At 44.0% G+C, this 13256-nt stretch carries 16 protein-coding genes; 2 read left to right on the top strand and 14 right to left on the bottom strand.

Going from position 1 to position 13256, the window contains the following annotated elements; all coding sequences use genetic code 11:
- Positions 1–199 precede the first annotated feature (199 nt).
- Both D7Y06_RS05510 and D7Y06_RS05505 read right to left on the bottom strand, forming a co-directional pair.
- Positions 200–748 carry a ferritin-like domain-containing protein gene (locus D7Y06_RS05510; RefSeq protein WP_120406830.1) on the bottom strand — a complete coding sequence of 183 codons (549 nt, stop codon included), beginning with the start codon at positions 746–748 and terminating at the stop codon, positions 200–202.
- Positions 724–1119, bottom strand: coding sequence for a hypothetical protein (locus tag D7Y06_RS05505; protein ID WP_120406829.1), 396 nt, complete (start codon positions 1117–1119; stop codon positions 724–726). The genes D7Y06_RS05510 and D7Y06_RS05505 overlap by 25 nt, the downstream gene beginning before the upstream one ends.
- Positions 1120–1289: 170 nt before the next feature.
- Here D7Y06_RS05505 and D7Y06_RS05500 point away from each other — a divergent pair, with 170 nt between their 5' ends.
- The gene (locus D7Y06_RS05500) at positions 1290–2000 is read left to right on the top strand and encodes a hypothetical protein (RefSeq protein WP_120406828.1); all 711 of its coding nucleotides are present in this window, start codon (positions 1290–1292) and stop codon (positions 1998–2000) included.
- Positions 2001–2042: 42 nt separating this feature from the next.
- Here the strand turns inward: D7Y06_RS05500 and D7Y06_RS05495 are convergent, their stop codons facing one another.
- The 10 genes from D7Y06_RS05495 to D7Y06_RS05460 form a co-directional block, all read right to left on the bottom strand.
- Positions 2043–3404, bottom strand: a complete 1362-nt coding sequence (locus D7Y06_RS05495) for a methyl-accepting chemotaxis protein (RefSeq protein WP_120406827.1) — start codon at positions 3402–3404, stop codon at positions 2043–2045.
- Between the two features lie 180 nt (positions 3405–3584).
- The gene (locus D7Y06_RS05490; protein ID WP_120406826.1) at positions 3585–4094 is read right to left on the bottom strand and encodes a molecular chaperone DnaJ; all 510 of its coding nucleotides are present in this window, start codon (positions 4092–4094) and stop codon (positions 3585–3587) included.
- A gap of 99 nt (positions 4095–4193) precedes the next feature.
- On the bottom strand, positions 4194–5357 hold the full coding sequence (dnaJ, locus tag D7Y06_RS05485) for a molecular chaperone DnaJ (protein ID WP_120406825.1): 1164 nt from the start codon (positions 5355–5357) through the stop codon (positions 4194–4196).
- 103 nt (positions 5358–5460) lie between these two features.
- The gene (gene dnaK, locus D7Y06_RS05480) at positions 5461–7323 is read right to left on the bottom strand and encodes a molecular chaperone DnaK (RefSeq protein ID WP_120406824.1); all 1863 of its coding nucleotides are present in this window, start codon (positions 7321–7323) and stop codon (positions 5461–5463) included.
- A gap of 22 nt (positions 7324–7345) precedes the next feature.
- Positions 7346–7987 carry a nucleotide exchange factor GrpE gene (gene grpE / locus D7Y06_RS05475; protein ID WP_120406823.1) on the bottom strand — a complete coding sequence of 214 codons (642 nt, stop codon included), beginning with the start codon at positions 7985–7987 and terminating at the stop codon, positions 7346–7348.
- A gap of 16 nt (positions 7988–8003) precedes the next feature.
- Entirely contained in the window at positions 8004–9032 is a 1029-nt protein-coding gene (gene hrcA, locus D7Y06_RS05470) for a heat-inducible transcriptional repressor HrcA (RefSeq protein ID WP_120406822.1), read from the bottom strand.
- A 211-nt stretch (positions 9033–9243) separates the two neighbouring features.
- Positions 9244–10284 (bottom strand): IS30 family transposase, encoded by a 1041-nt coding sequence (locus tag D7Y06_RS05465; RefSeq protein ID WP_120406821.1) that lies wholly within the window; start codon positions 10282–10284, stop codon positions 9244–9246.
- Positions 10268–10405 (bottom strand): hypothetical protein, encoded by a 138-nt coding sequence (locus D7Y06_RS25855; protein WP_158591258.1) that lies wholly within the window; start codon positions 10403–10405, stop codon positions 10268–10270. Before D7Y06_RS25855 ends, D7Y06_RS05465 begins: the two co-directional genes overlap by 17 nt.
- Before the next feature lie 133 nt (positions 10406–10538).
- Positions 10539–10700, bottom strand: a complete 162-nt coding sequence (locus D7Y06_RS25850) for a hypothetical protein (RefSeq protein WP_158591256.1) — start codon at positions 10698–10700, stop codon at positions 10539–10541.
- Positions 10701–10985: 285 nt separating this feature from the next.
- Complete coding sequence (locus D7Y06_RS05460; RefSeq protein WP_120406820.1) at positions 10986–11198, bottom strand: hypothetical protein; 213 nt, start codon at positions 11196–11198, stop codon at positions 10986–10988.
- A gap of 213 nt (positions 11199–11411) precedes the next feature.
- Between D7Y06_RS05460 and D7Y06_RS05455 the strand changes: the two genes are divergently transcribed.
- Complete coding sequence (locus tag D7Y06_RS05455) at positions 11412–11717, top strand: hypothetical protein (protein WP_120406819.1); 306 nt, start codon at positions 11412–11414, stop codon at positions 11715–11717.
- 53 nt (positions 11718–11770) lie between these two features.
- On the opposite strand, the gene D7Y06_RS05450 is transcribed toward D7Y06_RS05455, so the two are convergent.
- The gene (locus D7Y06_RS05450) at positions 11771–12079 is read right to left on the bottom strand and encodes a hypothetical protein (protein ID WP_120406818.1); all 309 of its coding nucleotides are present in this window, start codon (positions 12077–12079) and stop codon (positions 11771–11773) included.
- A 35-nt stretch (positions 12080–12114) separates the two neighbouring features.
- On the bottom strand, positions 12115–13254 hold the full coding sequence (locus tag D7Y06_RS05445; protein WP_120406817.1) for a GW dipeptide domain-containing protein: 1140 nt from the start codon (positions 13252–13254) through the stop codon (positions 12115–12117).
- Between the last annotated feature and the right edge of the window lie 2 nt (positions 13255–13256).

Below are 13256 nucleotides of genomic sequence, written 5' to 3'. Positions count from 1 at the left end.
GGGAGTTAATAACCCAGTTTCATTATAAAAAAACAAGTAAATCACGTCAACCTCTATCTTGCGTTTTTCACGGATTCCTCACAATATGGGTTATCTTCTCATCTTTTGGCCTTTCAGATAAGAACATCCAGCCCATATAAAGCCGCTTACAGCGAGGGGCTGGATGTTTTGAAACGCCGCAGAATCTCTTTACACAGCACTAATCTTCATTTAACAGTGTCTGCAATATCATAATATGATATTCTTCATCTTTGATAATTCTTGCCAGGGTGGCATTCACACAGGGGTCATCTATCATATGCATATGCATTGTATACTGCTCTATAGCCTTTTTCTCCCCTTCCATATCAGCCAAAAGCATCGCCTTTAACTGCTCTGGAAGGGTGAGATACTGAGGAGTCCACATTCTTCTGCGGTTATCCTGGTATTTTGCCACGAAATCAATATTTCCCCCCAGCAAAACAATCATTTCCCCTAATTTCTGCAGATGCATCATCTCTGCGATTGCTATTCCCAATATGGTTTTTGCCACAGAACAGTTCACACAGGAAATGCGGTTTTCATTATTGATATACCGGGCGATAGTTGAGAGCTCTGACACAGCGCCGCAGTAATCCACACTGAGCAGGTTTGCATGGGACAGATTCTTCCGGCTCACCTCCATGGGAGGATAGGGCAAATCCATCATAATCGGGGCAACGTCCCGAAAACTGCAGGTATTCTCTATAGGACAAGCTTTTTCTTCCATAATCCAGTCTCTCCAAAATTCCTTTTTCTTATCATATGTTCCAGATTGAAAAAGGTTCTGTAACCATCACAGCTCCTGTCATCAATATATACGTCCGCAAATATTTTTCTGGAATCCGATCCGTATTTCCTCAGGGTTTCCGCAACATTTTCATTCACCGCATCAAAGTAAAGATGATACTTTCCGCACCATTCCACCGCCTCCCCCAAAAGTTCCCCGCATCTGCATGTCCAGAGTATTAACTGGCACCCCTCTGCCTTAAGCCTTTTTAACAGGGCAATTAAAGGCAGGTTGGGGGCACCTATCCCCGGATAAATATCGGCACACAAGGTACCGTCAAAATCCACTGCAACAATCCTTATCTCTTCCATATCTGACTCCTCCTTTTTCCATATAATTGGACTCCTCTGCCCCGGGAAAATCTTGCATTTGTACTGACAACAGTATAAAAAAACACCTGTACCATATGAGGGACAGTTTAAAGTTGAATTTTCAATAAAAATGAGATACAATGAAATGATAAAAAGGAAGGTGACTGATTTTGGAACATGAGACAAAAGAAAATTTAAAATCTTATTTGAAAGAGCAGGGGAGAGCGGAAAAGAAAAAATTGAAAACAATGCCAATGGGAGAAAAAATTGATTATATCTGGACGTATTATAAAGCCCAGATTATCATTGCCGCATTCATTATAGTTTTTTTCATTTCCCTTGTCCACCATCTCTTAACCGGCAGTCAGGAGACCATTCTCTATTCTATGGTGATAAATTCCGACGTATTCCAGGATGATGCCACCCCACAGATTTATACGGATTTTATGGCGGAAAAAGGTTTTGACCCCAAAGAATATAAAGCGGATTACCATGCGGGACTGACTCTTGCCTTAAATGAAAACGGAGAAGCAAACGATTTACAGATGTTTTCCGTGATTGCAACCCTTCTAATGAGCGGTACAGTGGACCACATCATGACAGATGAAGATGTGGTGGTGATGCTAGGGGAAATCGGATATATTATGCCTATGGAAGAATATCTTCCCCAGGAAAAAATTGCAGCGTATGAAAGGGAGGGCAAAGTCATATACGGCACTCATCCGGATACCAAAAAGAAAACTGCCTTTGGCATATCTTTGGCGGAAAGCAGCAGAATCAAACAGGCGGGCCTTTTTTCCTTTTCCCCGGTATATGCCATGATTTATGCCGCTCCCCACCAGGAAAATTCCATTGATTTTCTGTACTTCCTGGAACCTTAATTCAAACGGGGCGTTCTAAAATGCCGCAGAAAAGGTGGGAGATTACTCTCCCGCCAGTCTTATAATGGCCTGAAGGTCTGATATCAACCCTCTGGAATATTCTTCCGTCTCCCTGCACAACTGCTCCGCACGGGGATACTCCCCATTATTTAATGCCTGAATTACCTCCGCACCATATGCATGGAAACGTTTATGTTTCTCACCTAAAGCATTCCATATGGTAAGTACATCCGGTATCTGGGGTGTAAGGGCGTAATAGAAATGGCCGAACCCGCATTTGGAGGAATCTAGCTGCAAGGGCATAACCGTGCGCTCCTTCACCATATTTTTCAGATTGAAAAGCCATGTATTATGGGCTGTGATTGCATTGCTCACATATTTGGAAAATTCAAAATTTTCCAGGTGATAAAATGCATCTTCTGTCATATCTCCCATCTCTTTTACCGCATCATCTAAAGTTTTTTCAATATCCACCACCGGCTTCACTGCCTGGCCTAAATCACCGCCTACCTGCTTCATAAAGCCGATACTGTCTCTGAGCTGGTTTTCCATCTCAGACATGGAACTGCTGAGCTCCTCACTGATTGCAGCAATGGAGCTTATGGACTCGTTGACCTTAGAGACGGAACCCTGGTTTTCGTTGTTTAACTCCCATACATTTTTAATCTTATCCGCCATGCTGCTCAATGCATCCATGGTATTTGTGGTGCTGTGAACGCTTTCCTTGGAAGCCGTCCGGATTCCCTCTAAAAATTCGTTCATATTGCCGGTCATATTCTGGGTCTCCTCCGCAAGGCTGCGGATTTCTGCTGCCACCACGGCAAATCCTCTTCCCGCCGCACCAGCTCTGGCCGCCTCAATACTGGCATTTAACGCCAAAAGATTTGTCTGCATGGAAATGGTATCAATCCCTGAAATAATCTCCCCGATTCTGTCAATCATCTTAAACAAACCGTCCATATCATTCTGGAGTTTCTCAGAAATCTGAATTGTCTGGTCAGAAAGTTCCTTTATGGTGGTAAGTTCATTCTGCCCTTCCTCAATTTTACGGTACACATGGTCTGTCTCCGCAGACACATCAATAATGGTATTGGTCAGTTCCTCATGGCGGCTGTTGTTATCCCCCATGTCCCCAGAGTCAATGGAAGCGCCAAAAATCGTCTCAGATGCCTTCTCAACTTTACGGGAAATATCCATGATTTTTTCTGTCTGATGCTGCATGGTAAGGTCGAGAGAACTAATCTGCATCACCGCTTTGATATTCTTATCAAATACCTCTGCCAGTTGACTGCGGCCCTTCTCCAACCGCTCATACATATCCTTTAATTCAGGAACCTGAGCATAATCCGCTTTCTTTAATTCAGACAAAGATTTGATGAGTGTTGATTTTTTTCTGACTGCCATAACTATACCTCATCCTTTCGTAAATTATGTATCTATATACTATATGTATTATAATACGGGATTTCCTGGTTTTTGCAAGCTTTTTTGTAAAAATAAACACAGGAAAATTATGTTCCTCTCCACAAACAAAGCCCCATGGGCATCTTCCAAAATGAAATGCATCCCACAGGGGCTTTTTCTTTATACTGCCATACTTTTTTTTAGTTCCTGGTATTCTCTATTTATCTTTTGAATCACCACCGTATCACCGGAAAGGTTATCCGGATGGAAAATCTTTATCAGGTCTTTATACCTTTTCTTAAGAGAAGAAGCCGTATTGACACCGGAAAAGAATCCGGAGACATCCACATCATTTCTATTTGATTTCCTGTTGTCATATTCTTCCACACGGGCATAAAACTGCCGCTTCAGCTTGAGCTGCTCCTGTTCCATGGCAAGCTTGCGCCATTCTTCCTCCAGCATCTTCCACTTTGTATCAAACAGGTTCTTTTCATACTCCAGACGCTTCTCCTCAAAAGCAACGTTTCTGGAAAATGCTTCCCTTTCCAGTTCCAAAAACTTTCTCTGCCGTTTCAACTCCTGGATCTCCTCCAAGATTTCTCTTCTTTCTTTTTCCAAATCCTTTTCATTTAAAGACAGGTTTTTCCCCATGTCAAGAATTTCGTCTGCTGTCATACATGCCTCGCCCATCACTGCCTCCTTTATAAATTAAAACAGTTTCCTAAATCTAGCATTCGCACATTTTTTAGGATACAACATATAGAAGGCAGCGACAATAGGCAAAAAGTACTAAAGTTCCTCAAAGGTTTCTTTGATTTTATCTTTAAAGCTTTTCTTTTTTGGTTTAGAATCCTTTTCTTTTTCCACATCCAGAGAATTTTCTGTGACGGCATCGAATTTCCGCAGGGCTTCTCTCGCCTCCTCATTAAGGCCTGTGGGTACCTGGACAACCAGGGTGACATAGTGGTCTCCCCGGACCGCTTTGTTCCGAAGGGAGGGTACCCCCTTCCCTTTCAGGCGAATTCTGGTGTCTGTCTGGGTTCCCGGCTTCACTTCGTAGAGTACATCCCCGTCCACGGTACTGATTCGCACTTCCCCGCCCAGGGCCGCCTGGGCATAGGACATAGGCGCCGTAGAGTAGATATTCATATCCTGTCTCTGGAAAATCGGATGCCTGGAAACATGAACTTCTACCAGAAGGTCTCCCCTTGGCCCGCCGTTTGTCCCCGGCTCACCTTTATCCCTGATACGGATACTCTGGCCGTTATCAATACCTGCCGGCACCGTAACTTTTATCCGCTTCTTGGAAGCGATATATCCTGTTCCCCGGCAGTCCGGGCATTTTTCTTTTACAATCTTTCCTGTTCCCCGGCAGTCCGGACAAGTCTGCACATTCTGCACCATGCCAAACAGTGACTGCTGGCTGTACATAATCTTTCCTTTGCCCCCGCAGCGGCTGCAGGTCTCCGGGGAAGTCCCCGGTTTTGCCCCGGTGGCATGGCAGGTTTTACAATCATCTTTTAATACAATTTCTAACTCTTTTTCACATCCTGAAATAGATTCTTCAAAAGTGATTCTTACGCTGGCACGTAAATTGGCCCCTTTTCTGGGCCCGTTGTCTGCGGAACGCCTGCCGCCCCCAAAGAAATCCCCGAAAAGGTCCCCAAAGATATCTCCCATATCCATACCGGAAAAATCAAAGCCTCCGCCGCCTGCACCGCCGCCTTCAAAGGCTGCATGGCCAAACTGGTCGTACTGTCTCCGCTTGTCCGGGTCGCTTAATATTGCGTAGGCTTCCTGTATCTCTTTAAACTTTTTCTCCGCCTCCGTATCCCCAGGGTTTACATCGGGATGATATTTTTTTGCCTGCTGGCGGAAGGCTTTTTTTAAAGTTGCGTCATCGGCATTTTTGTCCACGCCCAGCACTTCATAATAATCTCTTTTATCTGCCATAATATCCCTTTTCCTTTACAAACTAAACAGATTCCTTACTTGAAGATAGGGCTTTAGAAACACTTCTAAAACCCTTCTTCCCTCTATCATTTAAATAAATCTTTTATACTTCTTTAAAATCAGCGTCCACTACGTCGTCTTCCGGAGCGGACTGCGCTGCCCCCATATCCGGGCCTGCCCCCGCTGCGCCCTGTGCTGCCTGGCTCTGCTCATACATCTTTGCAAATACCTTCTGTGCGCTTCCGGTAAGTTTCTCCTGTGCGGCTTTCAGCTCGGCAACCTTATCCTCCGTCATTTCCTCTGCATTTGGATTTGCCTCCAAAATCGCTTTTACTGCTGCAATGTCAGCTTCCACTTCGGATTTATCCGCCGCATCGATATTAGCCCCAACTTCCTCCAATGCTTTCTCTGTCTGGAATACAAAGGAATCCGCATCGTTTCTTGTATCGATGGCTTCTTTTCTCTTTTTGTCCTGTGCCTCAAACTCAGCCGCCTCTTTTACAGCTTTCTCAATATCCGCATCGGACATATTAGAGCCTGCGGTAATGGTAATATGCTGCTCTTTTCCTGTTCCCAGGTCTTTTGCAGACACGTTTACAATACCGTTTGCGTCAATGTCAAAAGTAACCTCAATCTGAGGAACACCACGGCGTGCAGGAGGAATTCCGTCTAACCTAAACTGTCCTAAGGACTTGTTGTCCCTTGCAAACTGCCTTTCACCTTGTACCACGTTAATGTCAACGGCTGTCTGGTTATCTGCCGCTGTGGAGAAAATCTGGCTCTTCTTTGTAGGAATCGTTGTATTTCTCTCAATCAGCCTTGTGGCAACGCCTCCCATGGTCTCGATGGATAAGGACAATGGCGTTACATCCAGTAAGAGGATATCCCCTGCACCTGCGTCTCCTGCCAGTTTTCCACCCTGGATGGAAGCGCCGATTGCCACACACTCGTCAGGATTTAAGGATTTGCTGGGCTCTTTTCCTGTCAGCTGTTTTACCTTATCCTGAACAGCAGGAATACGGGTGGAACCGCCCACTAAAAGCACCTGGCCAAGATCTGCATTGGTAAGCCCTGCATCTTTCATTGCATTCTGTACAGGGATTGCTGTTTTTTCAACCAAATCATGGGTTAACTCGTCAAATTTTGCCCTGGTTAGGTTCATATCAAAATGTTTCGGCCCCTCTGCTGTTGCTGTGATAAAGGGCAGGTTAATATTTGTAGTGGTTGCGGAAGAAAGCTCTTTTTTCGCTTTCTCAGCCGCCTCCTTTAATCTCTGCAAAGCCATCTTATCTGAGGATAAGTCCACGCCCTCTGCCTTTTTAAACTCGTCAATCATCCACTGGGTCACTCTGTTGTCAAAGTCATCTCCTCCCAGACGGGTGTCCCCGTTGGTGGACAACACCTCAATAACGCCGTCCCCAATCTCGATGATGGATACGTCAAATGTACCGCCTCCCAAGTCATATACCATAATCTTCTGCTCCTTTTCATTGTCAAGACCGTACGCAAGAGCTGCTGCGGTAGGCTCGTTGATAATACGTTTTACATCAAGTCCTGCGATTTTACCAGCATCCTTTGTAGCCTGACGCTGGGCGTCGTTAAAGTAAGCCGGAACGGTGATAACTGCCTCGGAAACGGTCTCTCCCAAATATCCTTCTGCGTCCGCTTTTAATTTCTGGAGAATCATAGCGGAAATCTGCTGGGGAGAATATTTTTTCTCGTCAATCATGCGGCCCTTATCCGTACCCATATCCCTCTTAATAGAAGAGATGGTTTTCTCTGCATTGGTGACAGCCTGACGTTTTGCAGGCTCACCTACAAGCCTCTCCCCTGTCTTTGTGAAAGCTACGATAGAAGGTGTTGTCCTTGCCCCTTCCTGATTGGCGATAACGGTTGGCTTGCCGCCTTCCATAACAGCTACACAGCTATTTGTTGTTCCTAAGTCGATACCAATAATTTTACTCATAATATATTTCCTCCTAATATAATTAATTTGCTACTTTTACCATACTGTGGCGCACCACGGTATCACGGTACATATATCCTTTTTGGAGTTCTTCGGCTATCACATTCTCCCCGAAACTTTCATCCTCCACATGCATCACCGCATTGTGGAATTCCGGGTCAAACTCCGCCCCCACCGCTTCGATGGGTTTTACCCCCGCTTCCTCTAACATAGTCATTATCTGCTTATATATTTTGTTCATACCCTCCACAAAGGGGTCAGTCTCATTTTCTTCCGGCACTGCCATAAGGCCTCTTTCAAAGTTGTCAATCACCGGGAGGACTTTTTCCACAATACTCTTTGCCCCCATATCATACATCTGGGATTTTTCTTTTTCTGTCCTCTTGCGGAAATTCTCAAACTCTGCCATCTGGCGTTTCAGGCGGTCTGTCAACTCTTCAATCTGTTCGTCCTTTTTGTCCTTTTTCTTTTTCTTAAAAAGGCCCTTTTTGTCTTCCGCCTCTTTTCCCTCTTCAAAGTCTTCCGGGACGTCCTCCTCTTTCATTTCCTCCGTCTCCTGACCCACGTCCTCTAAGGGCTCTTCCCTGGTTTCCTCTTGGTCTTTTTCCTCCGAAGTATCCTCTAAAATGTCATCCTTTACTTCTTCACTCTTGTTTTCTGCCACTTTTTTACCACCTTTCTTATGTTGGCTTTTTGAATATACTGTCTAACTGACTGGTTAAATCTTTTAGATGGCCCATGACCTTTTCATAATCCATTCTTTTTGGCCCGATAATTCCAACAGAGCCTTTCATGCCATCCCCCAATTCGTAAGTTGCAGTTACCACGCTGCAATCTTTCATGGTTTGAATCGGGCTTTCATCTCCTATATAAACCTGGATTCCGGTATCTTCATTTTGAAGGCTTTCCGTCACCAGGGATGCAAGCTGCTGTTTTTCCTCCAAAGCATAGATAAGTTCACTTGCTTTTTTGGTATCCCTTAATTCCGGGTATTTAAAAATATTGGTGGCACCGCTGGTATAGATTTCCAACTCCTCCCTGCTGATGGTCTCCGCCACCCCGTCTAAGACAATTCCCACAATATCGCTGTACTCTCCCGCCTGCTCCTTTAACTTGCTGATGGTGCCCAAATTAATCTCCGGGATAGACAGGCCGTTTAATGTGGAATTTAACAAAATATTTAACTTCAGCAATGTCTCATTGTCAAGTTCCTGGGTCAGAGGGATTATTTTATTCTTCACCAGATTGCCTTCCATGACAATTACCGCTAAGAGCTGTTCCTCATCTACCATAGAAAGCTGCACAAATTTCACCTTTCCTCCGGTGCTCTTTGGAGTTGTAATCATGGTTGCATAATTGGTGGTCTGAGCAAGCATTTTTGCAACCTGCTTTAAAACCTGTTCCATCTTCTCCGTATGTTCAATGACAAACTCTTTCATATCGGAAATTTCTTTGTCCTTGCGCAAAAGCAGATGGTCCACATAAAACCTGTAACCCTTATCGGAAGGAATTCTCCCTGCGGAAGTATGTGGCTGGACAATATAACCTAGCTCCTCCAAATCCGACATCTCATTTCGTATTGTGGCTGAACTTAAATTTAAATCTGTGTATTTGGAAATGGTACGGGAACCCACCGGCTCCCCTGTCTCTAAATAAGTACGGATTATGGCATCCAATATTTTTATTTTTCTCTCGTCCAGTTCTTCCATGCAATCACTCCTGCCAAACGGGGGATATAAAATTCATCCTTCCAATTTAGTATATGTCAGTACTTGCCTCTTTGTTAGCACTCACTTCTTTGGAGTGCTAATATTTATGTATTAAAGATAGCACCCAACTAATCCTTTGTCAACAGTTTTTTGCGTTTTTTATAATTTATATCTTTTGTCAATAGTTTTGCGACAAGTTTTTGAAAAAATTTTATGCCAATTTCTGTAACTCTTCCTCGAATAGTTCCGCTGATGTTCTGTAATCAAAGATTCCCCTTGGATAATTGTTAATCCATTTTTCTATATACTCTATCTCTGCGTCCTGCCTGCCGTCAAAATCTTCCCCTTTTGGTATGTGCCTGCGGATAAGCCTATTGTTATTCTCGTTGCTTCCACGCTCCCAACTGCTATAAGGGTGGCAATAGAAAACAAAGGTACGCTTTTCCTCTCCGAACACGGATTTTTCCATACCCTCATAGTCTGCAAACTCCACCCCGTTATCTACCGTAATGCTGCGGAATACCTTACTAAACATATCCCCCCATTTCCTTTCTAACCGGTCCAACGCTTCCACTACGGACGCTGCCGTTTGGTCTTTCAGCTTTACTATGATTTCATCACGGGTCTTTCTTTCTGTCAGCACAAGCATACATGATTTTGTAACCCCACGTTGCCCCTTTACTGTATCCATTTCCCAATGACCGAATATCTCCCGGTCCTTTACCTCTTCGGGTCTGTTTTCTATGCTTTCCCCTGCACTTGCCCTTTTCTGTACCTTTACCTTTTTATTATGCTTTTTCTTTTTACTTTTAATAGGTAGGTCTTTGTTTGTCAGTTTCAAGAAAATTCCATTGTCTATATATCTGTAAAGCGTCCGCAAACTGATAGATGTTTTAAACTGCTTTTCCCCTTTTGCAATCTCCGCTAATGCTGCTTCCGGGCTGTACTTATCGTTTACTATTTTATCCTCTATGCACTCCGCCAATTCCCTATCATTCCCTATTTTTAATGCCCTGCCTTTTCCCTCTTGGGCGTAGTCGTGTGCTTTCTGCCCCAAGTCACTACTATACCTTTCCTCTTCCGTATAATCAGAATTACGGTGCATATATTTACCCTTGTCATATTCCCGGTATATCGTACTCCTATGGAAATGTAATTGCTTTGCTACCTCCGCTTTGGAATGTCCTGCATTTAACAAGGCTTCCATTTTGATACGGTCGTTATGGCTCATTTGTTTAAACAGCTTTCCCATGCCTGCTACCTCCTATGATGAAAAGGGGGCAGCGGGTAAAATGTCCTGCTGCCCCCTTTGGATTCCGCCTTACCGCCTTTCCCATAGTGAAATAGAGCATAAGTTTAACCCATGCTGCCAATCCCTCCGGCTTTTTGTGTCCGAATCGGTCTATTGTGTCTTGATTTTTCCCTGTTCTCCTGCTATTATTTCTTTAAACACTAGGGGCGGTTAGCAGGAATGTTAAGAAGTCCGCCCCCTGTGTGAATCCCTATTTAATCTTCAATATCCTTTTGGGTATCCTCGATTAAATCATTTATGAGCCTTTCGGCTTCCTCCGTGTTCTTTTCCTTAATCGCCTTTTGCAAGTCTTTAAGGTCCCTCATTAAACGTCTTAGGTAACTTTTGAATACTGCCATTTCTTCGGTGTTCTCCATTTCTTTAACTCCTTTCCTGCTATCTCCTTGCTACAATTATATTATATACTTATATAAGTATATTGTCAAGGGTTTTTATAGATTTTGTGCTACAAATTCCTGAATATGTGCTACAAAACTTTTTCTTTGTTCTTGGCGTATTCCTCAACAATCTTTTGCAACTTGTCCGTGAAATTCTTCCCCGGACTTTCTTCTATGATTCTGAATATCTCCGGCTTGAATCTTACCGTTTTATGGATATTGCAATCATCATTAGTATATACGCCGTCCTTATAAGCGTACACCCTAACCCTCGCCCCTTTCCCTTTTTATTTTTTCCTCAACTGCTGCAACAATCATCTGATTCCGGCTCTTGTACCCTAATTCCTTGGCTATCTCCGTCCACTCTTCCGCCCTGCCTTTCGGTATGGAAGTAAGTAGAAAAGAATCATAGTTATTCTTATTCCATTTATTTTTTGCCCTAGTCGCAGGCGTTCCGCCTGCCTTTTCCTCTGCCATTACGCAATACCTCCTGTCCGCTCCGACCGTTTATAGTTTCCTGCTGAAATTGTATCATACTTTTTATACTTATACAAGTATATAATATGCACAATATTCCCCATGTACTTATATAAGTATTTTGTGAACATTTCCGGGATTGCAAATATACTTATATAAGTATATAATATACTCATAAGGAACGGAAAATAAAGTACATGGAGGAATAAGGAAATGACAAATACAGATATTATTATCAGTGAAGCGGTAGCAAACGGATTATACACAATGGAACAAATCGAAAATATACTTGCAGGCGGTCATATGATACCTCTGCACACATTCCAAGCATGGAAAAGTTTTGGATACACCGTAAAAAAGGGAGAACACGCCCGGATTACTACAAGGCTTTGGAGATTCACGAACAAGGCAAAGAAAAATGAGGACGTGGACGGAAACACGGACGGAACGGACAACAACCATTATTACCTTGCAAAGGCATTTCTTTTTACCGCCGACCAAGTGGAAAAATTAAAATAAAAACAACCCCCAAGGCATAGAGCCAAGGGGGCATTTTTTCTTCCTGCGGTATCTTATTTTATAAACCTGTCCTTTAATTCCTTGAATGTATCCCAACCATACATTGAGATATACGCCACTACAAACGCTGCGAATACCGCAAGTGCCACATAGTACCACAAAAGCGGTATGCTTGCATAGGCAACGTATATCAACAACGCTGCCACGGTCACGATTAAGGAAATAAGGATAACAAACGCCTTTGTCGGCACTTTCTTAATCCCCGGCAAGTCCTTTAACAGTTCCGTAATGAGGGATACGGCAAACGCCAACGCCCCCAAGATACCGATAATCAAAACTGAATTTTCCGCTAAAATCTTCATATTCTTCTATCCTCCGTCTTTGTGTCCGAATCGGTCTATTTTACATCCGCCTTGTCAACCCAACCGTAAACGCCTTTTCCGTCCTGCGATATGCAATGATACGGGTGTGTGCCTTTGGTATTTATGGCGGTCACTCTGCAAACGCTTGTTACTTCCCTATGTACGGCTGCCTGTGCTGCCGTAGAGGACTTGTAGACCGGTCCCCCTGTGAATGTTACCGTATCCCCTTTTGAAACGCTTTTAGGGGCGTTTCCTGCGGTCGTGGATACCTCTTTTACAGATTCCGCATTGACCCAACCGTAAACGCCCTTTCCGTCCTGCGATATGCAATGATACGGGTGTGTGCCTTTGGCGTTTACCGCCGTTACCTTGCATACGCTTACAACGTCCTTTTCCTTGGCTGTCTGTGCTGCCGTAGAGGATACATACACGCCACCGCCTATAAATGTCACTGTATCGCCTTTCTGTAATGCCCCTGTGGCGTTCTGTGTGCCGTTTCCTGCGGGTTTTTGATTGTCAGCGTCCTTTTTATCGTCTGCCTTTTTTAAATCGCTTAAATTGGACGCTTTGACAGCTTCGTATACCTTGCCCCTACGGCTTGCATACTGCCCCATTACGCTATCTTTTAAAGCGTAGGCGTGTATTTCTTCAAGTCCTACCTTTTCCACCCCTCCAAGGTCATTTCCTGCGGTCGTGGCTATCCTTTTGCTTGCACCGCTTCCCCCTTGATTTTCCAAGTCCGCATAATAGGCAAGTGCCTTTAAAGACGTAACGCCGACCTTAACGCCGTTTTTGACATAAACCGTAATATCAGTGTCCGCCAAATCGTCCTGTATTTCTTTCCCCTGCGGTGTAGTAAGCAATTCAGAAATTACCTTTGCTTCCGCTTCGGTGGCTTCCCTCTCTTTTTTATCCCACGCTTTCGGGCTGCTTCCGGCAATCTCGTTATAAAGGGATTCCCCCAATATCTCCTTTGCCTGGTCCCGGTCCTTATTTACAACCGCCTGCAATAAAGGCAACGCACGGCCCCAATATGCGTTCCATTGGCATTTCCCTATACTCATGCCGTGTTTATTGTCGTTTCGGTTTACGCTGCCGTAATTGCCCTCCTGTGCGTAGATGATACCGCTTGCTACTTTTACCACTTTTTTAATCTGTGCTGCCGTAACTGCCATTG

This window comes from Roseburia sp. 1XD42-69, assembly GCF_003612565.1.
Classification (GTDB): domain Bacteria; phylum Bacillota; class Clostridia; order Lachnospirales; family Lachnospiraceae; genus Roseburia_B.
The sequence above is the reverse complement of the archived record's forward strand: the minus strand, read 5'-3'. Positions and strand labels throughout refer to the sequence as shown.

Excerpts from the sequence above, each read along its gene's own strand:
- dnaJ (WP_120406825.1), bottom strand. The coding sequence starts at position 5,357 with ATGGCAGATAAAAGAGATTATTATGAAGTGCTGGGCGTGGACAAAAAT.
- D7Y06_RS05450 (WP_120406818.1), bottom strand. The coding sequence starts at position 12,079 with ATGAAGATTTTAGCGGAAAATTCAGTTTTGATTATCGGTATCTTGGGG.
- D7Y06_RS05460 (WP_120406820.1), bottom strand. The coding sequence starts at position 11,198 with ATGGCAGAGGAAAAGGCAGGCGGAACGCCTGCGACTAGGGCAAAAAAT.
- D7Y06_RS05445 (WP_120406817.1), bottom strand. The coding sequence starts at position 13,254 with ATGGCAGTTACGGCAGCACAGATTAAAAAAGTGGTAAAAGTAGCAAGC.
- dnaK (WP_120406824.1), bottom strand. The coding sequence starts at position 7,323 with ATGAGTAAAATTATTGGTATCGACTTAGGAACAACAAATAGCTGTGTA.
- D7Y06_RS25850 (WP_158591256.1), bottom strand. The coding sequence starts at position 10,700 with ATGGAGAACACCGAAGAAATGGCAGTATTCAAAAGTTACCTAAGACGT.
- D7Y06_RS05490 (WP_120406826.1), bottom strand. The coding sequence starts at position 4,094 with ATGGGCGAGGCATGTATGACAGCAGACGAAATTCTTGACATGGGGAAA.
- hrcA (WP_120406822.1), bottom strand. The coding sequence starts at position 9,032 with ATGGAAGAACTGGACGAGAGAAAAATAAAAATATTGGATGCCATAATC.
- D7Y06_RS05510 (WP_120406830.1), bottom strand. The coding sequence starts at position 748 with ATGGAAGAAAAAGCTTGTCCTATAGAGAATACCTGCAGTTTTCGGGAC.
- D7Y06_RS05465 (WP_120406821.1), bottom strand. The coding sequence starts at position 10,284 with ATGGGAAAGCTGTTTAAACAAATGAGCCATAACGACCGTATCAAAATG.
- D7Y06_RS05505 (WP_120406829.1), bottom strand. The coding sequence starts at position 1,119 with ATGGAAGAGATAAGGATTGTTGCAGTGGATTTTGACGGTACCTTGTGT.
- D7Y06_RS05455 (WP_120406819.1), top strand. The coding sequence starts at position 11,412 with ATGACAAATACAGATATTATTATCAGTGAAGCGGTAGCAAACGGATTA.
- D7Y06_RS05495 (WP_120406827.1), bottom strand. The coding sequence starts at position 3,404 with ATGGCAGTCAGAAAAAAATCAACACTCATCAAATCTTTGTCTGAATTA.